The 21951-nt window shown below is 67.4% G+C and carries 25 protein-coding genes; 10 read left to right on the forward strand and 15 right to left on the reverse strand.

What is annotated here, in order from left to right; all coding sequences use genetic code 11:
* Positions 1 to 19: 19 nt before the first annotated feature.
* Positions 20 to 781, reverse strand: a complete 762-nt coding sequence (gene fabI / locus D1832_RS02095) for an enoyl-ACP reductase FabI (RefSeq protein WP_118912407.1) — start codon at positions 779 to 781, stop codon at positions 20 to 22.
* A 56-nt stretch (positions 782 to 837) separates the two neighbouring features.
* Complete coding sequence (gene fabG, locus D1832_RS02100; protein ID WP_118912408.1) at positions 838 to 1548, reverse strand: 3-oxoacyl-ACP reductase FabG; 711 nt, start codon at positions 1546 to 1548, stop codon at positions 838 to 840.
* A gap of 135 nt (positions 1549 to 1683) precedes the next feature.
* Between fabG and D1832_RS02105 the strand changes: the two genes are divergently transcribed.
* The 4 genes from D1832_RS02105 to D1832_RS02120 all read left to right on the forward strand — a co-directional run bounded on the left by D1832_RS02105 (position 1684) and on the right by D1832_RS02120 (position 3941).
* The gene (locus tag D1832_RS02105; RefSeq protein WP_118912409.1) at positions 1684 to 2025 is read left to right on the forward strand and encodes a DUF3099 domain-containing protein; all 342 of its coding nucleotides are present in this window, start codon (positions 1684 to 1686) and stop codon (positions 2023 to 2025) included.
* Positions 1997 to 2236, forward strand: coding sequence for a hypothetical protein (locus D1832_RS02110; RefSeq protein ID WP_118912410.1), 240 nt, complete (start codon positions 1997 to 1999; stop codon positions 2234 to 2236). Before D1832_RS02105 ends, D1832_RS02110 begins: the two co-directional genes overlap by 29 nt.
* A gap of 73 nt (positions 2237 to 2309) precedes the next feature.
* A complete protein-coding gene (locus tag D1832_RS02115; protein ID WP_118912411.1) occupies positions 2310 to 3158 on the forward strand; it encodes an SURF1 family cytochrome oxidase biogenesis protein in 849 nt (282 codons plus the stop codon).
* A 12-nt stretch (positions 3159 to 3170) separates the two neighbouring features.
* The gene (locus D1832_RS02120) at positions 3171 to 3941 is read left to right on the forward strand and encodes an SDR family oxidoreductase (protein ID WP_118912412.1); all 771 of its coding nucleotides are present in this window, start codon (positions 3171 to 3173) and stop codon (positions 3939 to 3941) included.
* A 115-nt stretch (positions 3942 to 4056) separates the two neighbouring features.
* On the opposite strand, the gene D1832_RS02125 is transcribed toward D1832_RS02120, so the two are convergent.
* Entirely contained in the window at positions 4057 to 5655 is a 1599-nt protein-coding gene (locus D1832_RS02125; protein WP_118912413.1) for an ABC-F family ATP-binding cassette domain-containing protein, read from the reverse strand.
* Between the two features lie 164 nt (positions 5656 to 5819).
* Between D1832_RS02125 and ypfJ the strand changes: the two genes are divergently transcribed.
* Both ypfJ and D1832_RS02135 read left to right on the forward strand, forming a co-directional pair.
* Entirely contained in the window at positions 5820 to 6788 is a 969-nt protein-coding gene (ypfJ, locus tag D1832_RS02130; RefSeq protein WP_118912414.1) for a KPN_02809 family neutral zinc metallopeptidase, read from the forward strand.
* A gap of 305 nt (positions 6789 to 7093) precedes the next feature.
* Positions 7094 to 7567 carry a C40 family peptidase gene (locus tag D1832_RS02135; protein WP_052947149.1) on the forward strand — a complete coding sequence of 158 codons (474 nt, stop codon included), beginning with the start codon at positions 7094 to 7096 and terminating at the stop codon, positions 7565 to 7567.
* A gap of 229 nt (positions 7568 to 7796) precedes the next feature.
* Here the strand turns inward: D1832_RS02135 and D1832_RS02140 are convergent, their stop codons facing one another.
* The 8 genes from D1832_RS02140 to D1832_RS02175 are packed head-to-tail and all read right to left on the reverse strand — an operon-like array spanning position 7797 to position 14484.
* On the reverse strand, positions 7797 to 8192 hold the full coding sequence (locus tag D1832_RS02140) for a metal-sulfur cluster assembly factor (RefSeq protein WP_225910765.1): 396 nt from the start codon (positions 8190 to 8192) through the stop codon (positions 7797 to 7799).
* Complete coding sequence (gene sufU, locus D1832_RS02145; RefSeq protein WP_047312790.1) at positions 8189 to 8671, reverse strand: Fe-S cluster assembly sulfur transfer protein SufU; 483 nt, start codon at positions 8669 to 8671, stop codon at positions 8189 to 8191. Before sufU ends, D1832_RS02140 begins: the two co-directional genes overlap by 4 nt.
* A 1-nt stretch (position 8672) precedes the next feature.
* A complete protein-coding gene (locus D1832_RS02150) occupies positions 8673 to 9968 on the reverse strand; it encodes a cysteine desulfurase (protein ID WP_118912415.1) in 1296 nt (431 codons plus the stop codon).
* A gap of 2 nt (positions 9969 to 9970) precedes the next feature.
* Positions 9971 to 10741 carry a Fe-S cluster assembly ATPase SufC gene (sufC, locus tag D1832_RS02155; protein WP_118912416.1) on the reverse strand — a complete coding sequence of 257 codons (771 nt, stop codon included), beginning with the start codon at positions 10739 to 10741 and terminating at the stop codon, positions 9971 to 9973.
* 38 nt (positions 10742 to 10779) lie between these two features.
* Entirely contained in the window at positions 10780 to 11109 is a 330-nt protein-coding gene (locus D1832_RS02160; protein ID WP_047312787.1) for a non-heme iron oxygenase ferredoxin subunit, read from the reverse strand.
* Positions 11106 to 12326: a Fe-S cluster assembly protein SufD gene (sufD, locus tag D1832_RS02165; protein ID WP_118912417.1), complete on the reverse strand. Its 1221-nt coding sequence runs from the start codon at positions 12324 to 12326 to the stop codon at positions 11106 to 11108. Before sufD ends, D1832_RS02160 begins: the two co-directional genes overlap by 4 nt.
* Entirely contained in the window at positions 12326 to 13744 is a 1419-nt protein-coding gene (sufB, locus tag D1832_RS02170; RefSeq protein ID WP_118912418.1) for a Fe-S cluster assembly protein SufB, read from the reverse strand. The genes sufD and sufB overlap by 1 nt, the downstream gene beginning before the upstream one ends.
* A complete protein-coding gene (locus tag D1832_RS02175) occupies positions 13741 to 14484 on the reverse strand; it encodes a helix-turn-helix transcriptional regulator (protein ID WP_118912419.1) in 744 nt (247 codons plus the stop codon). The genes sufB and D1832_RS02175 overlap by 4 nt, the downstream gene beginning before the upstream one ends.
* Positions 14485 to 14645: 161 nt before the next feature.
* Here D1832_RS02175 and D1832_RS02180 point away from each other — a divergent pair, with 161 nt between their 5' ends.
* Both D1832_RS02180 and D1832_RS02185 read left to right on the forward strand, forming a co-directional pair.
* Entirely contained in the window at positions 14646 to 15398 is a 753-nt protein-coding gene (locus D1832_RS02180) for an ABC transporter ATP-binding protein (protein WP_241510814.1), read from the forward strand.
* Entirely contained in the window at positions 15395 to 16165 is a 771-nt protein-coding gene (locus D1832_RS02185) for an ABC transporter permease (RefSeq protein WP_241510815.1), read from the forward strand. Before D1832_RS02180 ends, D1832_RS02185 begins: the two co-directional genes overlap by 4 nt.
* A 95-nt stretch (positions 16166 to 16260) precedes the next feature.
* Here the strand turns inward: D1832_RS02185 and D1832_RS15980 are convergent, their stop codons facing one another.
* Genes D1832_RS15980 through D1832_RS15990 form a run of 3 tightly spaced genes read right to left on the reverse strand, consistent with a single transcriptional unit; the run spans position 16261 to position 17496 of the window.
* Positions 16261 to 16683, reverse strand: a complete 423-nt coding sequence (locus D1832_RS15980) for an FAD-dependent monooxygenase (RefSeq protein WP_182434620.1) — start codon at positions 16681 to 16683, stop codon at positions 16261 to 16263.
* Positions 16616 to 17077 (reverse strand): FAD-dependent monooxygenase, encoded by a 462-nt coding sequence (locus D1832_RS15985; protein ID WP_182434621.1) that lies wholly within the window; start codon positions 17075 to 17077, stop codon positions 16616 to 16618. Before D1832_RS15985 ends, D1832_RS15980 begins: the two co-directional genes overlap by 68 nt.
* A gap of 11 nt (positions 17078 to 17088) precedes the next feature.
* Complete coding sequence (locus D1832_RS15990) at positions 17089 to 17496, reverse strand: FAD-dependent monooxygenase (protein ID WP_182434622.1); 408 nt, start codon at positions 17494 to 17496, stop codon at positions 17089 to 17091.
* A gap of 170 nt (positions 17497 to 17666) precedes the next feature.
* On the opposite strand from D1832_RS15990, the gene D1832_RS02205 reads away from it, so the two are divergent.
* Entirely contained in the window at positions 17667 to 18611 is a 945-nt protein-coding gene (locus tag D1832_RS02205) for a COX15/CtaA family protein (protein WP_182434623.1), read from the forward strand.
* Between the two features lie 84 nt (positions 18612 to 18695).
* On the opposite strand, the gene D1832_RS02210 is transcribed toward D1832_RS02205, so the two are convergent.
* Entirely contained in the window at positions 18696 to 19658 is a 963-nt protein-coding gene (locus D1832_RS02210) for a heme o synthase (RefSeq protein ID WP_274541945.1), read from the reverse strand.
* A 201-nt stretch (positions 19659 to 19859) separates the two neighbouring features.
* Between D1832_RS02210 and tkt the strand changes: the two genes are divergently transcribed.
* Positions 19860 to 21944, forward strand: coding sequence for a transketolase (gene tkt / locus D1832_RS02215; protein ID WP_241510832.1), 2085 nt, complete (start codon positions 19860 to 19862; stop codon positions 21942 to 21944).
* Positions 21945 to 21951: the final 7 nt, after the last annotated feature.

The raw sequence follows: 21951 nt of genomic DNA on the forward strand, positions 1-21951 counted from the left end.
CCCGACACGGGCTGGACGCCTACTGACCCATCGCGTGAACGCCGCCGTCGACGTGGACGATCTCGCCCGTCGTCGCCGGGAACCAGTCGGACAGCAGTGCCGCGCAGGCGCGCGCGGCGGGCACCGCGTCGGAGACGTCCCAACCCAGCGGAGCACGGTTGTTCCAGGTCTCCTCGAACTGCTCGAAACCCGGGATCGACTTGGCCGCCGTGGTGCGGATCGGGCCGGCGGCGACGAGGTTGCAGCGGATCCCCTGCGGGCCGAGGTCACGCGCGAGGTAGCGGTTCGTCGATTCGAACGCAGCCTTGGCCACGCCCATCCAGTCGTAGACGGGCCAGGCGAACTTCGCGTCGAACGTCAGCCCGACAACGGCGCCGCCGTCCTTCATGAGGGGCTCGGCAGCCTTCGCGAGGGCTTTGAGGGAATACGCCGAGGCGTGCAGTGCCGTCGAGACGTCCTCCCACGTGGCGTCCATGAAGGTGAACGCGCCCTGCGGTGCGAAGCCGATCGAGTGCACGACGCCGTCGAGCGAACCGATGATCGGCTCGAGGCGCTCGGCGAGGGTCTCGAGGTGCTCGGTGTTCGTCACGTCCAGTTCGACCACCTCGACGGGCTTGGGCAGCCGACGGCTGATCGTCTGCGTGATCTTCATCGTGCGGCCGAAGCTCGTGAGAACGACCTCGGCGCCCTCCTCCTGGGCCAGGCGCGCCACGTGAAAAGCGATCGAGGAGTCCATGAGGACGCCGGTGACGAGGAGCTTCTTACCTTCGAGCAGACCCATGGTGGTGCCTTTCGTGCGGGGCGGAGCGGAGTGGAGGATGCGGGCTGGGTCAGTGGTCAGTGGCCCATGCCGAGGCCGCCGTCGACGGGTACGACAGCACCGTTGATGTAGGCGGCCTCCGGCGAGGCGAGGAACGTGACGGCGGCTGCCACCTCATCGGGGCGGGCGAAGCGCCCGGCGGGGATGGCGTCCTTGTAGGCCTTCTGCCGGTCCTCCGGCAGCGAGGACGTCATTTCGGTCTCGATGAAGCCGGGCGCGACGACGTTGGCCGTGATGCCACGGCCCCCGAGTTCGCGAGCAACGGAGCGGGCGAGACCGACGAGACCGGCCTTGCTCGCCGCATAATTGGCCTGGCCCGGAGACCCGTGGAGTCCCACGACGCTCGAGACGAAGATGAGGCGCCCGCCCTTGCAGCGGATCATGCCGGTCGTCGCGGCGCGGGCGCAGCGGAACGCGCCGGCGAGGTTGGTGTCGATGACACGGTCGAACGACTCGTCGCTCATGCGCATGAGCAAACCGTCGTCGGTGATTCCGGCGTTCGCGACGACGACGTCCATGGGGCCGCCGAGCTTCTCCTCGGCCTCCTTGAACGCCTTCTTCACCGAGTCGGAGTCGCTGACGTCGCCCGCAACCGCGGGCATGCCCGCGACGTCCTCACCGGCGCGCGAAAGGATGATGACGGCGTCCCCCTGGTCACGGAACCTCTCGGCGATGGCCAGACCGATACCTCGGTTGCCTCCGGTCACCAGTACGTTGCGGCTCGTCATCCACCCTGTCCTTCGTTCGCAGCATGTCGTGTGGTCGGGCGCGGGCGCGCCGGAAATCAACCTTGTTCAGCAACGTATCCACTACCCCCGGGTACTCCAATTGGGACGAATCGTGGTGAGTCGTAGGCTGGAGCCATGGCACGAGCAGCTTCCTCGCGGACGGGCAAGGGCGAACAGCCCCGCCTCTCGGCGACGAGCCTGCCCGAGTCGGCCGAGGACGACCAGAACCGCAGAATGCGTGGCTACCTCATCTCGATGGCCATCCGGACGGTCTGCTTCATCGCGGCCGTCGCCACCTGGCAGGTCAGCCGCCCGCTCAGTGTCGTGTGCTTCGTTCTCGCTGCCGTATTGCCGTACGTGGCCGTCGTGTACGCCAACGCGACGGGCAAGCGGCGCATCGACCGCATGGGTGCCGTCACTCCCCCTCCGGTGCCTCACAAGGAGATCCATGGATCTGCGGACCGCTCTTCTCGATGACCCCGCCGAGCTGATCTGCAGCGCGAAGGGGTGCCGACGCCACGCGACCTGGGCTCTGCGGTGGAACAACCCGAAGCTGCACGACGCGCAACGACGCAAGGTCTGGCTCGCGTGCGACGAGCACGAGGTGACGCTGCGCGACTTCCTGTCTCTGCGCGGCTTCTACCGGGACAGTGTCCGGCCTGACGCACTCGATCCGAACGACGGCTGAGGCGCCTCCCGGGAACCTGCTCGTCCCTGATGCCCGGCGTCAGGGCGGCGAACAGCCCTACTAGGCTGGTGGGGTGCTTCGACTGCTCTCCACCAAACGCTGGCTCACGTGGTTGCTCGTCGCGACGCTGTGGGCCACGATCTGCCTCGTTGCAGGGCGCTGGCAGTGGAATCGCTGGCAGGAGAAATCGACGATCCAGGAGCGGATCGACACGAACTACGACGCCCGGCCTGTCCCGTTCGGTGACGTTCTCGAGGACGGCAGGGCACCCGCCAAGGATGACGAGTGGAAGCAGGTTCGCGGAACCGGCACCTATCTCGGTGACGTCCGCATGGTGCGCAACCGGCCGGGCCCCGGCGGTGACTTCGGCTACGAGACCGTGGACATCTTCGCCGTCGACGGCATCAAAGTGCTCGTCGACCGCGGGTGGGTGACCAACGGCTCGAGCGCGGCGAAGCCGAGTTCTGTTCCCGCGTCGCCGCGTGGCCAGGTGACGGTGACCGGTTGGGTGCGGCCGAGCGAGAAGAGCCTCGGCCGGCCCCCCGTCGAAGGCCAGCTCTCCTCGATCTCGACGGCCGACGCCGAGAAGGCCACGGGTGAGCAACTCGTCGACGGCTACGTCCGCATGCGCACCGAGGCGATGCCCGACGGGACGACTCCCCCGCGACCGCAGGCCCTGGAGCGGCCGTCGCAGGGCATGGCGGCCGGCATCAATCTGAGCTACGCCATCCAGTGGTGGCTCGGCATCGTCGCCGGATACGCCTTCGTCCTGATGCGCGCCCGGCGTGAGTACCTCGACGGCCTCGAGACGGCCGATCCCGCGTCCGCCGGCGAGGTGCAGGCACAGAAGGGCGCGACTGCCGCGCGTCCGAAGCGCGAGAAGAAGCGCAAGCAGCGGATCTGGGACGAAGAGGACGAGTGACAGGATGAAGCCATGGACTGTGGACTGAACGGACGGACGTACATCGTCACCGGCGCCTCCGGCGGCCTGGGCCTCGCGACGGCGAAGGTGCTCGCGGCGGACGGCGCTGACCTCGTCATCGCCTCACGCGATCAGGAGCGGATCGACGCGGCGGCCGAGCAGCTCCCGACCGGCGCGAACGTGCGCGCGGTCGCGGCTGACCTCGCCGACCCGCAGACCCCCGCTCGCCTCATCGCCGTGGCCAAGGAGAGCTTCGGCCGCCTCGACGGCGCCGTCGTCTCCGTGGGTGGACCGCCCGCGGGCAAGCTCGGTGACACGACCGAGGAGCAGTGGCGCGCAGCCTTCGACAGCGTGTTCCTCGGCGGTCTGCGCATGGCACGCGCGGTGCTCGACGAACCCTTCGAGCCGGAGGCTCAGATGGCCGTGACGATGGTGCTGTCGTCCTCGGTGAAGTCGCCGATTCCGGGGCTCGCCATCTCCAATGGTCTGCGTCCCGGCCTCGCCATGGCTGCGAAGACGCTGGCTGACGAATACGGCCCGCGCGGTGGCCGCGTCAACGTCCTGCTCCCGGGGCGTATCGACACCGACCGTGTCCGTTCGCTCGACGCAGGCAGCCGTGACGCCGAGGCCACGCGTGCGAAGAACGAGGGCGCGATTCCGCTGGGTCGCTACGGCACGCCGGAGGAGTTCGGTCGGGTGGCGGCCTTCGTCACCAGTCCGGCCGCGTCCTACCTCTCGGGTATCGCCATCCCCGTCGACGGCGGTTTCCTGCGCGCCCTGTGAACCTCTGAACCGCAACGGCCTCGCCGCCGACGTCCCTGCACGATGACGTCGGCGGCGAGACCGTTGTGTAGCGCCTGCGGTGGTGTGGACCGCGGCCGGAGGGCCGTCTCCTGGGTCAGGCCAGCGAGACGAGGTCGGCATAGTCCGGGCCCCACAGGTCCTCGACGCCGTCCGGCAGGAGGAGGATGCGCTCCGGATTGAGTGCTTCCACGGCTCCGTGGTCGTGGCTGACGAGGACGACCGCGCCCTCGTAGTTGTTGAGCGCCCCGAGGATCTCCTCGCGGCTGGCCGGGTCGAGGTTGTTCGTCGGTTCGTCGAGCAGCAGCACGTTGGCGCTCGAGACGACGAGCAGCGCCAGCGAGAGTCTTGTCTTCTCGCCACCGGAGAGAACGCCGGCGGGCTTGTCGACGTCGTCACCGGAGAAGAGGAACGAGCCGAGCACCTTGCGGACCTCGGTCTCCCCGAGCTCGGGCGCTGCTGACTTCATGTTCTCCAGGACGCTGCGATCGACGTCGAGGTTCTCGTGCTCCTGGGCGTAGTAACCGATCTTGAGTCCGTGGCCAGGCAGGATGCGGCCCGTATCCGGTGCATCGACGCCCGCGAGCATCCTCAGGAGCGTCGTCTTACCGGCACCGTTGAGTCCGAGGACGACGACCTTCGAGCCACGGTCGATGGCGAGGTCGACATCGGTGAAGATCTCGAGCGAACCGTAGGAGCGCGAGAGTCCCTCCGCCATGAGCGGCGTCTTGCCGCACGGCGCAGGCTTCGGGAAGCGCAGCTTGGCGACCTTGTCCTGCACGCGTTCGCCCTCGATGCCGGCGAGCATCTTCTCGGCGCGCCGCGCCATGTTCTGGGCCGCCACGGCCTTCGTCGCCTTCGCCCGCATCTTGTCGGCCTGGGCCAGCAGGACGCCGGCCTTCTTCTCGGCGTTGAGTCGCTCGCGCTTGCGACGCTTCTCGTCGAGTTCGCGGGCCTGGAGGTAGGCCTTCCACCCGACGTTGTACTGGTCGATCTCGGCCCGGTTGGCGTCGAGGTGGAACACCTTCGTCACGACGGCGTCGAGCAGTTCGACGTCGTGACTGATGACGATGAGCCCACCTCGGTAGCTCTTGAGGTAATCGCGCAGCCAGATGATGGAATCGGCATCGAGGTGGTTGGTCGGTTCGTCGAGAAGCAGGGTCTGAGCGCCCGAAAAGAGGATGCGTGCCAATTCGATCCGGCGACGCTGACCACCGGACAGCGTGCGCAGGGGCTGCTCGAGGATGCGCTGTTCGAGCCCGAGGCTCGAGGCGATCGACGACGCCTCCGACTCGGCGGCGTACCCGCCCTGGGCGTCGAACTCGGCATCGAGACGGCTGTAGCGACGCATAGCCCGTTCGCGGACGTCGTCGTTCTCACTGGCCATGGATGCTTCGGCCTTGCGCAGGTCGGCGACGATGGCGTCGAGGCCGCGCGCCGACAGGATACGGTCGCGCGCGAGGACATCGAGGTCACCGGTGCGGGGATCCTGCGGCAGGTATCCCACTGCCCCGGAGCTGACCACCTTGCCGGCAGCGGGCAGACCCTCACCGGCGAGCACCTTCGTCAGGGTGGTCTTACCGGCACCGTTGCGCCCGACGAGTCCGACACGGTCACCGGCGGCCACCCGGAACGTGGCGCTCTCGAGCAGGATGCGCGAGCCGGCGCGCAGTTCGATGCCTTCGGCGGTGATCACAGGGCAGGGCTCCTCGAGAGAACGGTGAAGGGGTGTACGGCTCCGACACGCCGGACGGGAGCGCTCGGCTCGCGTGACATACGGCGAGGCGCGTGAAGCCCCAGTAGTCTACGAGAGATGAATCGGGGTGGACGACGCCGTCCGCCTTCACAACGGAGGTTCTCTTGACGTTCAACGACAACGCGCAGCTGGACACGTCGCAGGTCGAATCCGGTGGTTCCGGAGGCTTCGGCGGTGGCCCCGGCGGGATGGGCGGAGGTACGGCCGTCGGCGGTATCGGCGGTCTCATCCTCATGCTCATCTTCGCGTTCTTCGGCATCGACATCACCGGCAGCGGTGGCGGGAGCAGCTACCCCGGCGGCGCGAGCGGCATCAACCAGTACAGCCAGGACACGCAGGACGTCTCCGGCTCGAACGACCGGGTCTCCCAGCAGATCCAGGCTTGCAAGACGGGTGCTGACGCCAACGAGGACGACACCTGCCGCGTGATCGGAACGGTCAATGCCGTTCAGGCCTACTGGGACCAGGCGCTCCCGGACTTCACCGGCGGTCGCACCGAGTACGAGTACGCGCCCACCAAGCTCTACAGCGGCCAGACGTCCTCCGGTTGCGGCACCGCGAGCTCGCAGATGGGGCCGTTCTACTGCCCGAACGACCGGAAGGTCTACATCGACACGAGCTTCTTCCAGGAGCTGTCGAGCACCTACGGCGCCGACGGCGGCAACCTCGCTCAGATGTACGTCGTCGCGCACGAGTACGGCCACCACATCCAGGACCTTCTCGGCGCCCTGGGTCGCGCCCAGCAGGACCCGAAGGGGCCGGAGTCCGGATCGGTCCGCCTCGAGCTGCAGGCCGACTGCTACGCCGGCATCTGGGTCAACCACGCCACCGAGGCCAAGGACAAGAACGGCAACACCCTCCTCAAGCCCGTGACCGAGTCCGACATCAAGTCGGCGCTGTCCGCCGCATCCGCGGTCGGTGACGACCGCATCCAGCAGAAGGCTCAGGGCCGGGTGACGCCGGAGTCGTGGACGCACGGTTCATCGCAGCAGCGTCAGAAGTGGTTCCTCACCGGTTTCCAGAGCGGTGAACTCAACTCCTGCGACACGTTCAACGCGCAGGATCTGGGCTGAGAAACGCCGGAAAACCGCGAGGATGTGGTTTTCCTGACAAGTTGACGAGAGCTCGATTTGTGTCGCTCGTGATCAGTCTGTAACCTTGCAGGGTCGCACCGAAACGGTGCGGCCCTGCTTCGTCGCTGAGTCCCGTCACGAAGGCCAGGTATCACTTCGCATGATGCGGAGCGACGGGAACGGTGCACCCAGCATCCGGGCCACTTCGGTGGTTCTTGGGGTAAAGCTCACTTCGGTGGGCCGAGAATCTAGGATCTCGAACCCGACAGGTCATGCCTCGTAAGCGCTCCTGGAAATGACTCGACATGAAGAACATGTCCCGCCGCTCCTTCATGGCCAACACCTCCAAGGTTGCCGTCGGCACGGCTCTGGCCTCCTCCGCTCTCGGCGCCGTCTCGGTTGCCAGCGCCTCGAACGCCAGCGCCGTCACGGCCGCGTCCGCGCGCCGCGCCGTGGCCAAGGCTTCGAGCCGTCGTGGTGCGCCCTACGTGTACGGCGCTTCCGGCCCATGGCGCTTCGACTGCTCGGGTCTGACGAGCTGGTCCTACCGCCAGGTCGGCCGCTACCTGCCGCGTACGGCCAACCAGCAGTACCGCTCCTCCTACCGCGTTTCCCGCGCGTACGCCCGTCCGGGCGACCTGGCGTTCCTCACCTCTGGTGGTTACGCCTACCACACGGGTATCTACGCCGGTAACGGCATGGTGTGGCACGCTATGCGTCCGGGTACGCGCGTGTCGCTCTCGCGCGCCGGTGCCAGCTACCGCTTCGGTCGCGTCTGATCCGCGAGCCTCTGCGACGTTTCGAAACGGCCCCTCGTCCTCCGGGACGAGGGGCGTTTCGCGTCTCTGCGCTGTGGGCAATCGACCGGCTTCTCACACGGGTTGCGTTTTCTCGCGGACGTCCCGCGAGCCAACGACACGACGAAGGCCCTCACCACAATGGTGAGGGCCTTCGTCGTCAGGGTCGACGCGACTCAGGTGGACCGGAGCCGCTTTCGCCCACCTCTTGTCAGACGTTGAAGCCGAGCGCGCGAAGTTGCTCGCGGCCGTCGTCGGTGATCTTGTCCGGACCCCACGGCGGCATCCACACCCAGTTGAGCGTGTGGCCCGTGACGACATCGAGCAGGGACGTGGCGACCTGCTCCTCGATGACGTCCGTGAGCGGGCAGGCCGCAGACGTCAGCGTCATGTCGATGACGGCGTGCTTGCTCTCGTCGACGGTGATGCCGTAGACGAGACCGAGGTCGACGACGTTGATGCCGAGCTCGGGGTCGACGACGTCACGCAGGGCCTCCTTGACCTCCTCGACCTCGACGCCGGAGTCGCTGACTCCCTGCGCCTGGGCGCGCTCGGGCGCCTCGGCCTCGTTGGCGGTCACGTCGGCCGTGATCTCGTTGTCGGTCATGCCTTGGTCTCCTCCGTGGTGGATGCGGCGCCCCCGGTCAGATCGAGACCGAGTTTGCCGAGCGAGTCCTGCAGTGCGGACCACGACAGCAGGGCGCACTTGACGCGCGCGGGGTACTTCGAGACTCCGGCGAGGGCGATGGCGTCGCCGATGACTTCCTCGTCACCGGCAGCCTGGCCCTTGCTCGTGAGCATCGTGCGGGTGGCACCGAAGACCTCCTGGGCTTCACGCAGCGTGAGCCCGATGAGGTTCTCGGCGAGCATTGACGCCGACGCCACGGAGATCGAGCAACCGATCGAGTCGTAGCTGACGTCCTTGATGACGGCGTCGTCGCCCTCGCCTTCGACGTCGACACGCAGGGTGATCTCGTCACCGCAGGAGGTGTTGACGTGGTGGCTCTCGGCGCCGAACGGCTCGCGCAGGCCCGCGTGCTGCGGGCGCTTGGAGTGCTCGAGAATGAGCTCCTGGTACAGATCCATCTCAGACCTCCAGACCGAAGATGTTCGGCACCCGGTCGAGCGCCGTGAGGAACGCCTCGACGTCGTCGGCCGTGGAGTAGACGTTGAAACTGACACGGCTGCTCGCCACGGCGCGAAGACGTCGGTGCAACGGCCACGCGCAGTGGTGACCGGTACGAATGGCAACACCGGCGTCGTCGAGAATCTGCCCGACGTCGTGCGGGTGCACCCCGTCGACGACGAACGCGACCGCACCGAGTCGGGCACCTGCGTCCTGGGGGCCGAGCACGCTGACCCAGGGACGCTCGGCGAGGCCGTCGAGCGTGAGTTGGATCAGATCCTGCTCGTGACGCAGCACGTTGTCCATGCCGAGCGCCTCGAGGTAGTCGCACGCGGCGCCGAGACCGACGGCCTGAGCGGCGTTCGGGGTGCCCGCCTCGAAGCGCTGGGGCGGGGGCGCGAACGTCGTGCCTTCGAGCTTCACGATCTCGATCATCGATCCGCCGGTGAGGAACGGAGGCATCGCCTCGAGGAGTTCGTGTTTGCCCCACAGCACACCGATGCCGGTGGGACCGAGCATCTTGTGGCCGGAGAAGGCAAGGAAGTCGACATCGAGCTGTGCCACGTCGACGGGCATGTGCGGCACCGACTGGCACGCGTCGAGAACGACGAGTGCCCCGGCCTCGCGAGCGATCGTTGCGAGGTCATTGACGGGGTTGATCGTGCCCAGCACGTTGGAGACGTGGGTGAAGGCGACGACCTTGGCCCGCTCGGTGATGACCTCACGCGCCGAATCGAGGTCGACGAAACCGTCGTCGGTGATCTCGATCCAACGGAACGTGGCGCCGGTACGACGTGCGAGTTCCTGCCACGGCACGAGGTTCGCGTGGTGCTCCATCGCCGTGACGACGATCTCGTCACCGGGGCCCAGCGCGAACTTCGAGGCGATCGCCTCGTCGACGCCGTCCATCGCGCCGGGCGCGCCGGCGTTGCTGAAGGCGTACGCGACGAGGTTGAGAGCCTCGGTGGCGTTCTTGGTGAACACGATGTCGTCGGCTCGCCCACCGATGAAACGGGCGATGGTCTCGCGCGCGCCTTCGTAGGCGTCGGTGGCTTCCTCGGAGAGCTGGTGGGCTCCTCGGTGCACCGCAGCGTTCACGGTGCGGTAGAAGTCGCCCTCGGCGGTGATGACCGACTCGGGGCTCTGCGACGTCGCACCGGAGTCGAGGTAGACCAGCGGCTTGTCGTCGCGGACGCGGCGCGCGAGCAGCGGGAAGTCCTCGCGCACGCGCGCCGCGTCGAACGATGCGTGCGCCATGATCAGGCCTTCGCCTCCGCAGCGGCGTTGACGTAGCGGTCGTAGCCCTCGGCCTCGAGGCGGTCGGCCAGCTCGGGGCCACCCTCCTCGGCCACCTTGCCGTTGACGAACACGTGGACGTGGTCGGGCTTGATGTAGCGCAGGATGCGCGTGTAGTGCGTGATGAGCAGGACGCCGCAGTTCGTCTCGTCCTTGGCGCGGTTGACGCCCTCGGAGACGATGCGCAGCGCGTCGACGTCGAGGCCGGAGTCGGTCTCGTCGAGGATCGCCATCTTCGGCTTGAGAAGCTCCATCTGCAGAATCTCGTGGCGCTTCTTCTCGCCGCCGGAGAAGCCCTCGTTGACGTTGCGCTCGGCGAAGGCCGGGTCCATCTTGAGGTTGCTCATGGCGCCCTTGACGTCCTTGACCCACGTGCGCACCTTCGGTGCTTCGCCGTCGATGGCCGTCTTGGCCGTGCGCAGGAAGTTCGAGACGGTGACGCCCGGAACCTCGACGGGGTACTGCATGGCGAGGAAGAGGCCCGCACGGGCGCGCTCGTCGACCTCCATCGCGAGGACGTCCTCACCGTCCAGCGTGACGGTGCCCGACGTGACCGTGTACTTGGGGTGGCCGGCGATGGAGTAGGCCAGCGTCGACTTGCCGGAGCCGTTGGGGCCCATGATGGCGTGCGTCTCGCCCGAGTTGATCGTCAGGTTGACGCCCTTGAGGATCTCCTTCGTGCCGTTCTCCGTCTCGACGGTCACGTGAAGATCGCGGATTTCCAGCGTTGACATGCTTGTTCGTCCTTCTGTCAGGAAAGTTTCGGGGGTGCTCAGGCGGGGATGCCGACGAGGATGTCGTCGCCCTCGAGCTTGGTCGGATAGACGTTGACCGGCTGCGTGGCCGGCAGGCTCATCGGCTCGCCGGTGGCGTAGGCGAACTTCGAGCCGTGCAGCCAGCACTCGATGCCGTCGTCCTCCACCTCGCCCTCGGAGAGGGAGACTGCGGCGTGCGAGCACGTGTCGTCGAGCGCGTGAACGTCACCGGCGGAGTCGCGCGCGATGCAGATCTGCAGGTCGTCGATGTCGACCTTGATCGCACCCGGCGTACCGATGTCGCTCAGCTGCGCCAGCTTGACCCACTCGACGTTCGCGTCGCTCATGCCTCGGCTCCTGCGCTCTCCACGAGCGCGGCCGTGGCGGCGAGTTCCTCGTCGATGGCCTCCATGAGGGGCTCGACGACCTCGGCGACACCGATCTTGTTCACGATGTCGGCGAAGAAGCCGCGCACGACGAGACGACGTGCCTCGTCCTCGGGGATGCCACGAGCCTGCAGGTAGAACAGCTGCTCGTCGTCGAAGCGGCCGGTCGAGGAGGCGTGACCCGCACCCTCGATCTCGCCGGTCTCGATCTCGAGGTTCGGCACGGAGTCGGCACGGGCCCCGTCGGTGAGCACGAGGTTGCGGTTGAGCTCGTAGGTCTCGATGCCCTCGGCCTCGGCGCGGATGAGCACGTCGCCCACCCAGACGGTGCGGGCCGTCTCACCCTGCAGGGCACCCTTGTAGGTGACGAGGGAGGTGCAGTTCGGCGCGTTGTGGTCGATGAACGAGCGGTGTTCGAGGTGCTGACCGGAGTCGGCGAAGTACACGCCGAGGAGCGTCGCCTCTCCCCCGGGCCCGGCGTAGCGGACATTCGAGTTCATGCGCACGATGCCGCCGCCGAGCGTCACCGCGATGTGGCGGTAGCGCGCGTCACGGCCGACGAGTGCGTCGTGCTCGGCGAGGTGGAGAGCGTCGTCCTCCCAGCGCTGCACGGTGACGACCGTGAGGTCGGCGCCGTCGCCGGTGACGATCTCGACGTTGGCCGTGACCTGGGCCGAGCCGGTGTGCTCGAGGATGACGAGCGCCTTGCTGTGCTGCTTGGCCTCGATGACGAGGTGAGCGTTGGCCCGCTTGTCGCCACCCTTGCCGTCGACCGCGATGCGCACCGGTGTGGCGAGCTCGGCCTCGGCCGGGATGACGACGTGGTCGGCGTTCGGCGTCAGGGACGACGCGAGAACCGAACCGCGGTCGCTTGGCACGAGCACGGTGCCGCGCGGAGCCTCACCCTCGGCGAGCGTGCCGGACTCGAAGCCCTCGCCCGTCACGGTGACGGTGACGGCCCCGGGGTCGGTCTGCTTCTCGGCGAGCAGCGGCGAGAGGCGGTCGACGGGCGTGAAACGCCACTCCTCCTCGCGGCCGCTCGGGACACCGAAGGCACCCAGGTCGAAGGACTTGCGGCGCTCGGCGCGCGACTGGTCCGGGATCGTGGCCCCGTGGCTGTGGTCACCCGCGAGAGTGGCCTTGTCTGCCTTGCCCATTTCTGGCGTGACGGCGGTCATCAGCCGACGGCTCCTTCCATCTGGAGTTCGATGAGGCGGTTGAGTTCGAGTGCGTACTCCATGGGCAGCTCACGCGCGATGGGCTCGACGAAGCCACGCACGATCATCGCCATGGCCTCCTCTTCGCTCAGGCCGCGGCTGCGCAGGTAGAACAGTTGGTCCTCGGAGACCTTGGAGACGGTGGCCTCGTGACCCATCTGCACGTCGTCCTCGCGGACGTCGACGTAGGGGTAGGTGTCCGAACGCGAGATCTGGTCGACGAGCAGGGCGTCACAGACGACGGAGCTCTTCGAGTGCTCGGCGCCCTCGAGCACCTGCACGAGACCGCGGTAGGAGGTACGGCCGCCGCCACGGGCCACGGACTTCGACACGATGGTCGAGCTCGTGTTCGGCGCGGCGTGGACCATCTTGGCGCCGGCGTCCTGGTGCTGGCCCTCGCCCGCGAACGCGATCGACAGCGTCTCGCCCTTGGCGTGCTCGCCCATGAGGAAGACGGCCGGGTACTTCATCGTCACCTTGGAGCCGATGTTGCCGTCGATCCACTCCATCGTGGCGCCCTCTTCGCAGGTGGCGCGCTTCGTCACGAGGTTGTAGACGTTGTTCGACCAGTTCTGGATCGTCGTGTAGCGAACGCGGGCGTTCTTCTTGACGACGATCTCGACGACGGCCGAGTGCAGGGAGTCGGTCTTGTAGATGGGGGCGGTGCAGCCCTCGACGTAGTGAACGTAGCTGCCCTCGTCGGCGATGATCAGCGTGCGCTCGAACTGGCCCATGTTCTCCGTGTTGATACGGAAGTAGGCCTGCAGCGGGATGTCGACGTGGACGCCAGGCGGCACGTAGATGAAGGAGCCACCCGACCACACGGCCGTGTTGAGCGCGGCGAACTTGTTGTCACCGGCGGGGATGACGGAGCCGAAGTACTCCTTGAACAGGTCCTCGTGCTCACGCAGACCGGAGTCGGTGTCGACGAAGATGACACCCTTCTCCTCCAGGTCCTCGCGGATCTGGTGGTAGACGACCTCCGACTCGTACTGCGCGGCGACACCAGCGATGAGGCGCTGCTTCTCGGCCTCCGGGATGCCGAGCTTGTCGTAGGTGGCCTTGATGTCCTCGGGAAGCTCGTCCCACGTGGTGGCCTGCTTCTCCGTGGACTTCACGAAGTACTTGATGTTCTGGAAGTCGATGCCCGTGAGGTCGCTGCCCCAGTTCGGCATGGGCTTCTTCTCGAAGAGGTTGAGCGACTTCAGGCGAAGCTTCTTCATCCACTCCGGCTCGCTCTTGCGGTCCGAGATGTCGGTGACGACATCCGGCGACAGGCCGCGCTTGGCGGATGCGCCGGCGGTGTCGGAGTCCGCCCATCCGTACTCGTAGCGGCCGAGGTCGGCGAGACCTGGGTTGAGCTCCTCGATCGTGCTCATCGCTGCTCCTCCTCATGTGGGGCGGCATTGTTTCGGTCGGTGGTGATGGTGGGGATGAACGTGGTGCACACGTGGTCGCCGTGCGCGAGCGACGCGAGCCGCTGGACGTGGACGCCGAGAACCTCGGAGAACACCTCGGCTTCCGCTTCGCAGAACTGGGGGTGGTTGGCCGCCACATGCTGTACCGGGCAGTGACCCTGGCACAACTGGACGCCCGCGAGCGGCGTGCCCTGCGCCACCGGGCGTGTCGACGCTGCGAAGCCCTGGCTGCTCAACGCGCCTGCCAGGGCGCGGGCGCGGGCGTTAGGGTCGTCACCGGCGGCGTCCACGAGGGGCTTGACCGAGTGGGCGATCTCACGGGCGCGCTCACGAGCGACAGCCTCGACGGCCTCGTCTCCCCCGACGCGCACGAGGTGCTCGAGAACCTGGTTGGCGAGCGTGTCGTACCCGGCCGTCATGGCGGCGTGGCCGGCGTCGGTGAGGACGTAGGCGCGTGCCGGCCGGCCGCGGCGCTTGGCTCCGGACGACGGGGCCTCCCGCTCGGCGATGAGACCGTCCGCGACGAGTGCGTCGAGGTGACGGCGCATGGCGGCCGGAGTGAGGCCCATGCGCTCGCCGAGTTCGGCGGCGGTGACAGGGCCGTGTTCGGAAACGGCGAGCCGGACGCGTTCGCGCGTCGGCACACTCTGGGGTGCAGCAGGACTCGCAGCGGCTCCTGGGTTCACAGGCTCCGGCGTCATGGCCTCGCACCTCCTTCGATCGCTTCGTAGACGTAACCACGTCGACTCTCCATCGAAATTAACAACACCCATGTTGCGTAAATCGATTCCCTCGCGAAACTGAGGTTCACCTCACTTCGACCGCCGGGAGACGCCGTGTGCCCCCCGAGTACGCTGTTTCGGTGCCTCATCCCCCGTCGCCCGCAGTGAAACGACCCGAACCGGCCGAACACGCCGTTGTCGTCGACGGTGTGTCGCACGCTTACGGCGGTGTGGAGGCATTGCGCGACCTGTCGTGGCACGCGCCGGCCGGAGCCATCACGGCGCTTCTCGGGCGCAACGGCGCGGGCAAGACGAGCGTCGTCGAGATGGCCGAGGGACTTCGCCGACCGGCCTCCGGCTCCATCCGCGTGTTGGGAGCCGAGCCGTGGAACGCGGACGCCGCCCACCGTGCGCGTGTGGGCGTCATGCTGGAGGACGGCGGCCTGCCAATGGGGACGAAGCCCCTCGCGCTCCTTCGCCATCTCGCGTCGTTCTACGCCGAGCCCCGTGACATTGACGAACTCGCCGGTGCGCTCGACATCCCCACGTTCAACCGCACCTCCGTGCGGCGCCTCTCGGGCGGTCAGCGCCAGCGCGTGGCTCTCGCGGCCGCCATGATCGGACGACCCGAGGTGCTCTTCCTCGACGAACCGAGTGCCGGCCTCGATCCGCACGCTCGCCGCGACGTCTGGGATCTCGTCGAAGCCGAGCGGGAGCGCGGCGCGAGTGTTGTCGTCACGACCCACTCGTTCGAGGAGGCGGAGCGCCTCGCCGACCACGTCGTCGTCATGAACGAGGGCCGGTGCGTCGCGCAGGGTTCCCTCGCGGACGTCACGGACGGCCGTTCGCTCGAGGACGTCTACTTCGACCTCACCGGGAAGGGAACGCTGTGAACGCTGCCGTGGAACGAAACGCGAATCCGGCCGCACCCGCCCCGGCTCGGGTTCGCGCACAGGCACTCTTCGAGGGGCGCACGCTGCTCTCCCACGGCGAGCAGCTCATGGTCTCCATCCTGCTTCCGGCGATGGCGTTGCTCGGGCTGCACTTCAGCTCCACGCCGGACCTCGGGCCGGGACGACGCATCGACCTCGCGGTTCCCGGCGTGCTGGCCCTCGCGGTGGTCTCGACGGCATTCACCGGCCAGGCGATCGCGACGGGCTTCGATCGTCGCTACGGGGTTCTGCGCCTGCTGGGCGTGACGCCCTTGGGCAGCCGCGGTCTGATGATCGCCAAGGCTGTCGCCGTGGCCGGTGTTGTTCTCGTGCAGACCATCGTGCTCGGTGGCCTCGGCTTCGCCCTGGGCTGGCAGCCGCGCATCGACGGTGTTCTTCCGGCCGTCCTCTTGTTGGCTCTCGGGTGCTGGGTGTTCGTGGCCCTCGCCCTCACGGTGGCCGGTCGGATTCGCGCCGAGGGCGTTCTCGTCGTCGCGAACCTTCTGTGGGTGCTGTTCGCCGTCGGCGGCGGCCTGCTCATGCCGACCTCGCGCTACCCCGACGCCTGGGCAGCTGTCATGAAGTACCTCCCGACGGGCGCGCTGGGTGACGGTCTGCGCGGCGCGTTGACCGGCCAGGGAAACACCGTGGTGCCGATGCTCGTCCTCGTGGTCTGGGGCGCCCTCCTGACGTTCGTGGCCACGAAGGCCTTCCGCTGGAGCGACTGACCCGCCTCGGCCGTGAGCCCCTTGTCTTCGGACAGAGCGCGGGCGCCCCACCGTCGCGGTGAGGCGCCTTACGCCTGGGGTCGAACCCTGAAGGATCAGAGCTCGTCGAACTCGCCCTTCGCGTACTTCTTCTGCATCTCTTCGAACTCCCCCGACTCGGCGAACTCCTTGAGCTCGTCCTGGGTCTTGTTCGCGATGCTGCGCTCGGTCTTGTTGAGCTTGCGGTTGGCCATCACCACGTCGTTGGTGACGGGGCGTCGCTCGTCCTCGTAGGCCCGCAGCGCGGTGTCCACGGCCGCACCGTCCCTGAGGTCGACGCCGGTGAGGTGCTCGGCGATCGCCTGGCCGTCGAGAATGGCCTGTGAGCCCCCGTTCGCACCGATGGGGTGCATCGGGTGGCCGGCGTCGCCCATGAACGTCACGCCGCCTTCGCCCCACGAATCCAGCGGCTCACGATCCGTCATCGGGTAGCGCAACACGTCGGTCGACTCGGCGAAGAGACCTTCGATGTCGAGCAAGGTCGAATCCCCAGCCCCGGAACGTCGGGACGACGTCCTTCGGGTCGGTCGGCTCGTTCTTCGTGTCGTCGACCGAGATCGTCCGGGAGTCAGCCTCGGGCACCATGGCCACCCAGTTGATGAGTTCCTCACCCTCGTTCTCCACGTCGCGGGAGATCGGGTAAACGAGGAAACGCTTCTCCTCCTCGCCGTAGATGAGCGTCATGGTCGCGCCGTCGAGGAATGGCTCCCGCACTGCGGTGCCGCGGAACATGCGCGTGCCCTCCCAGTGGAAGGACGTGTCGGGGTGCAGTTGCTGACGCACTGATGAGTGGACACCGTCAGCGGCGAGGAGGATGCGCGCTGTGACCTTCTCCGCCTGTTTCGAGTCACGGTCGGTCACTGTGCCGTTCACGACACCGTCGCTCAGCTCGAACCCTCGACGCGCTGACCGGTGCGCACCGCGTCGGATCCGAGGCGCTCCAGAACGGTGTCGAGCAGCATGTTCTGCAGTTCGCCGCGGAGCACAGCGATCTGCTGCTCTTCCGGCGAGAAGGTGCGCTCGGCGAGCAGCGTTCCCTCGCGGGCAAGGTAGCGCGCCGACGACGTCGGGACGCCGAGCTTCTCCAGGCGCTCGCGCAACCTCAGCCTCGTCAACACCTCGACGGCCGGCGGCTGAAGGTTGATACCGACGCCGAGAGGCTTGGTCTCGCGGGCGCTCTCGAGGATGACGGGCCGGATGCCCTGGGCGTTCAGTGTGAGCGCCGCGGTGAGGCCGGCTATGCCCGCTCCCGCGATGACGACGTCGGAGGTGGTTTCGGGTGAAGTGGACACTTCGATCCTTTCCGTCGGGCACGTTCGGACAGTAAGGATGACGCCCGGAGTTCGACAGCGTCGCTTTTCGCGGCAACCGTTGAACGTTCGTTCACATTCCCGGTGCGCATGTGACGCACTCGCGTCCGACCGGTGGCGGGGGCGTGACGGCGTCCGACTACCCTGGAGAGGTGACCACCTCCCCCGCTTTCGTCCCACCTCCGGCCGAGCCTCGCGAGGGTGTCCGAGCCGACAAGGCACCGGTTCACCCGTGGCTACGCCGTCTGTTCTGGCTCAACCTCGCGGTCGAGATCGGCATCGTCGTCACGGGTGGTCTCGTCCGCCTCACAGGCTCCGGGTTGGGCTGCCCCACCTGGCCGCAGTGCGTGCCCGGCTCGTTCACGCCCGTCAAGCACCAGGAGCAGAGCTACCACAAGTACATCGAGTTCGGGAACCGCACGCTGACCGGTCTCGTCTTGGTGGTCGCACTCGCTCTCCTCATCGGCATCATCAAGTGGGCGCCTCAGCGCAAGGGGCTGCGCGTCCCTGTCGCGGGTGTGCTCGGTGGCATCGCCCTGCAAGCGATCGTCGGTGGCATCACGGTGCACATGGAGCTCAACCCCTTCATCGTGGCGCTGCACTTCCTCATCTCGATGCTGCTCGTCTCCGCTTCGGCCTGGCTCATCTGGCGCGGCCGCGAGGGCGACGGCGAGCGTCGCCTCCTCGTCGTGCGGCCCATCGAGATCACCGCGTGGCTGACGACGGCCGCCGCCTTCGTCGTTCTCGTGCTGGGCACGATCGTCACGGGTTCGGGCCCGCACTCGGGTGACGCCGTCGCGCCGGCCCGCACTGGATTCGACCCGCGTTCGGTCTCCTGGCTGCACGCGGACGCCGTCATGCTCTTCGTCGGCCTCGTCATCGCCGTTCTCCTCGCGCAGAAGGTGACGAAGGCATCGCATCAGTCCGTGAAGATGTGGACGGGCCTCCTCGTCGTCACGTTCGCGCAGGGCGCTATCGGATACGTCCAGTACTTCACCGGGCTGCCCTGGGTCATCGTGCTCGTCCACATGTTCGGCGCGGCACTGCTCGTCACCTACATGACGTGGGCGATGTGCTCACTGCGCGAGCGCATCTGACGCTTCGCACACACAAACGCGAACGCCCGCCCTGCACGAAGCAGGGCGGGCGTTTCGTCGTTGTCCGCCGAAGCGGACAGCGACTCAGCCGGTCACCGCGAAGTACCACAGCGGGTCGAGGGCCACACCGATGAACAGCAGCGTGAGGTAGCTGATCGAGTAGTGGAACAGGCGCATCGGCTTGAGCACCGAGTACGGCGCACCCTCCTTGGCACGCTTGAGCAGCATGTGAGCCTCGAAGAGGAAGACGCCACCCGAGATGACGGCGATGGCCGTGTAGATCCAACCCATCGGTGCGATGGGGATGAGGGCGAACGACGTCAGGACGGTCACCCACGAGTAGGCGACGATCTGCTTGCCGACGGCGAGGTCCTCGGCGACGACCGGCAGCATCGGCACGCCGGCGTTGGCGTAGTCGTCCTTGAAGCGCATCGACAGCGGCCAGTAGTGCGGCGGCGTCCAGAAGAAGACGACGAGGAACAGGACGACGGCGGCCCAGGACAGCGAGTCCGTCACGGCGGCCCAGCCGATGAAGACGGGCATGCAGCCGGCGACACCGCCCCAGACGATGTTCTGCGACGTGCGGCGCTTGAGCAGGACCGTGTAGAAGCCCACGTACAGGGCGATCGCCGCGAGAGACAGCAGCGAGCTGAGCCAATTGACGAGCAGACCGAGCCACAGCGTTGCGGCCACACCGAGCACGAGGCCGAAGATCAAGGCGTTGCGCGGCGAGATGGCACCCGTCACGAGGGGGCGACCCTCGGTGCGGTGCATGAGCTTGTCGATGTCACGGTCGAGGTAGCAGTTGAGCACGTTCGCCGACGACGCCGAAAGCGTGCCACCGATCAAGGTGGCGATGATGAGCCACGCGTTCGGAATGCCGCGCTCCGCGAGAAACATGACCGGGAAGGTCGTGATGAGCAAAAGCTCGATGATGCGCGGCTTGGTAAGCGAGACGTAGTCACCGATGACCGTCTTGAGGGGACGCTTTCCACCCGCGGCGCCATCAGGGCGCGAGGTGTCGGTGTCTGGTTCGAGCGCTGTCACGACGTCCTTCACGAATGCTCTCGGGGGTGACGGGCAAGACCCCGTCTTGGGGCCAGTCTACTCAGCGTGACTGCGCCCCTCGAAGAGGACTAGTGTCGGGGTCGAGAACGAATCCGATGCGAAGGAGCATTCCCCGTGACGACGGAACAGCCCACCACCACGTGGCAGCGCGACGAGTCGCTCGCGTCCCCCAAGGCCGACATGGTCGGCTGGTCCGACGTCGACCAGCGAGCGGTCGACACCGCGCGCCTGCTGGCAGCCGACGCCGTTCAGAAGGTCGGCAACGGTCACCCGGGTACGGCCATGAGCCTCGCGCCCGTCGCATACCTGCTCTACCAGAACGTCATGACCTACGACCCGTCCGACACCGAGTGGATGGGTCGTGACCGTTTCGTCCTCTCGTGCGGCCACTCCTCGCTGACGCAGTACACGCAGCTCTTCCTCTCGGGCTCCGGCCTCGAGCTCGACGACCTCAAGGCGCTTCGCACCTGGGGCTCGAAGACGCCGGGTCACCCGGAGGTCCACCACACCAAGGGTGTCGACATCACCACCGGCCCGCTCGGTTCCGGCCTGTCCTCCGCCGTCGGTATGGCCATGGCACAGCGTCGTCAGCGGGGCCTGTACGACCCGAAGGCGCCGGCCGGCGAGTCGCCCTTCGACCACCACGTCTACATCATCGCCTCCGACGGCGACATCATGGAGGGCGTCGCCTCCGAGGCCAGTTCGCTTGCCGGCCACCAGGAGCTCGGCAACCTCACCCTCATCTACGACGAGAACTACATCTCGATCGAGGACGACACGAACGTCTCCTTCTCCGAGGACGTCGCGAAGCGCTACGAGGCCTACGGCTGGGACGTGCGCATCGTCGACTGGCGTGGCTCGGCCAGGAACGGCCCCTACACCGAGGACGTCGACGCCCTCTTCGAGGCGATCGAGGCCGGCAAGAAGGTGACGGACAAGCCGTCCATCGTCGTGCTGCGCACGATCATCGCCTACCCGGCTCCGACTAAGCAGAACTCCGGCAAGGCCCACGGTTCGGCCCTCGGTGACGAGGAGATCGCCGCCACGAAGAAGCTGCTTGGCTTCGACCCGGAACAGACCTTCCAGGTCGACGACGAGGTCATCGCGCACACCCGCAAGGCCGTCGAGCGTGGCCAGAGGGCGCACGCCGCCTGGCAGGAGAAGTTCGACGCGTGGAAGTCGGCCAACGCCGACGCCGCAGCGCTGCTCGAGCGCGTCGTCGCGAAGAAGCTTCCGGACAACCTCGCCGAGTCCCTGCCGGTGTTCGACGCCGACGAGAAGGGCATCGCCACCCGCGCTGCCTCCGGCAAGGTGCTCAATGCCCTCGCCGATGTCGTGCCCGAGCTGTGGGGCGGAAGCGCCGACCTCGCCGGATCGAACAACACGACGATGGACAACCAGCCGTCGTTCATCCCCTCGGACCGCTCGACGGACACGTGGACGGGTAACCCGTACGGCCGCACGCTGCACTTCGGCATCCGTGAGAACGCCATGGGCATGATCCTCAACGGCATCGAGCTCGAGGGCCTCACGCGCGCCTACGGCGGCACGTTCCTCGTGTTCTCCGACTACATGCGCCCCGCGGTGCGTCTCGCAGCCATCCAGCAGCTCCCGTCGATCTTCGTGTGGACGCACGACTCCGTCGGTGTAGGCGAGGACGGCCCGACGCACCAGCCGATCGAGCACCTCACCGCGCTGCGCGCCATCCCGAACCTCGCCGTCGTCCGTCCGGGCGACGCGAACGAGACGGCGCAGGCGTGGAAGAAGATTCTCGAGACCACCGACCGCCCGACCGGCCTCATCCTGAGCCGTCAGGAGATGCCGACGCTGGACCGCTCCGAGTACGCGTCGGCCGACGGCGTGGCCAAGGGCGGTTACGTCCTCGCCGACTCCGAGGGCGAGCCCAAGGTCATCCTCGTGGCCACGGGCTCCGAGCTCGGCCTCGCCGTCGCGGCCCGGAAGGAACTCGAGGCCAAGGGTGTTGCCACCCGTGTGGTCTCGATGCCGTGCCGTGAGTGGTTCGACGAGCAGGACGACGCCTACAAGGAGAGCGTCCTGCCGAAGAACGTCACGGCCCGCGTCGCCGTCGAGGCGGGGCACCCGATGAGCTGGTACGACATCGTCGGCACGCACGGTCGTGTCGTCGGTATCGACCACTACGGTGCCTCGGCCGACGCCAAGACCCTCTTCAAGGAGTTCGGCTTCACGCCCGAGAACGTTGTCGAAGCCGCTGAAGCCTCCATCGCAGCAGTCGAAGGAAAGTGAGTACTTC

This window comes from Dermacoccus abyssi (assembly GCF_003515945.1).
GTDB lineage: Bacteria > Actinomycetota > Actinomycetes > Actinomycetales > Dermatophilaceae > Dermacoccus > Dermacoccus abyssi.

Excerpts from the sequence above, each read along its gene's own strand:
- sufD (WP_118912417.1), bottom strand. The coding sequence starts at position 12,326 with ATGACCGCCGTCACGCCAGAAATGGGCAAGGCAGACAAGGCCACTCTC.
- fabI (WP_118912407.1), bottom strand. The coding sequence starts at position 781 with ATGGGTCTGCTCGAAGGTAAGAAGCTCCTCGTCACCGGCGTCCTCATG.
- D1832_RS02140 (WP_225910765.1), bottom strand. The coding sequence starts at position 8,192 with ATGACCGACAACGAGATCACGGCCGACGTGACCGCCAACGAGGCCGAG.
- sufC (WP_118912416.1), bottom strand. The coding sequence starts at position 10,741 with ATGTCAACGCTGGAAATCCGCGATCTTCACGTGACCGTCGAGACGGAG.
- sufU (WP_047312790.1), bottom strand. The coding sequence starts at position 8,671 with ATGGATCTGTACCAGGAGCTCATTCTCGAGCACTCCAAGCGCCCGCAG.
- D1832_RS02110 (WP_118912410.1), top strand. The coding sequence starts at position 1,997 with ATGGATCTGCGGACCGCTCTTCTCGATGACCCCGCCGAGCTGATCTGC.
- D1832_RS02160 (WP_047312787.1), bottom strand. The coding sequence starts at position 11,109 with ATGAGCGACGCGAACGTCGAGTGGGTCAAGCTGGCGCAGCTGAGCGAC.
- D1832_RS02175 (WP_118912419.1), bottom strand. The coding sequence starts at position 14,484 with ATGACGCCGGAGCCTGTGAACCCAGGAGCCGCTGCGAGTCCTGCTGCA.
- D1832_RS02120 (WP_118912412.1), top strand. The coding sequence starts at position 3,171 with ATGGACTGTGGACTGAACGGACGGACGTACATCGTCACCGGCGCCTCC.
- D1832_RS02135 (WP_052947149.1), top strand. The coding sequence starts at position 7,094 with ATGAAGAACATGTCCCGCCGCTCCTTCATGGCCAACACCTCCAAGGTT.
- sufB (WP_118912418.1), bottom strand. The coding sequence starts at position 13,744 with ATGAGCACGATCGAGGAGCTCAACCCAGGTCTCGCCGACCTCGGCCGC.
- D1832_RS02105 (WP_118912409.1), top strand. The coding sequence starts at position 1,684 with ATGGCACGAGCAGCTTCCTCGCGGACGGGCAAGGGCGAACAGCCCCGC.
- D1832_RS02150 (WP_118912415.1), bottom strand. The coding sequence starts at position 9,968 with ATGGCGCACGCATCGTTCGACGCGGCGCGCGTGCGCGAGGACTTCCCG.
- tkt (WP_241510832.1), top strand. The coding sequence starts at position 19,860 with ATGGTCGGCTGGTCCGACGTCGACCAGCGAGCGGTCGACACCGCGCGC.
- fabG (WP_118912408.1), bottom strand. The coding sequence starts at position 1,548 with ATGACGAGCCGCAACGTACTGGTGACCGGAGGCAACCGAGGTATCGGT.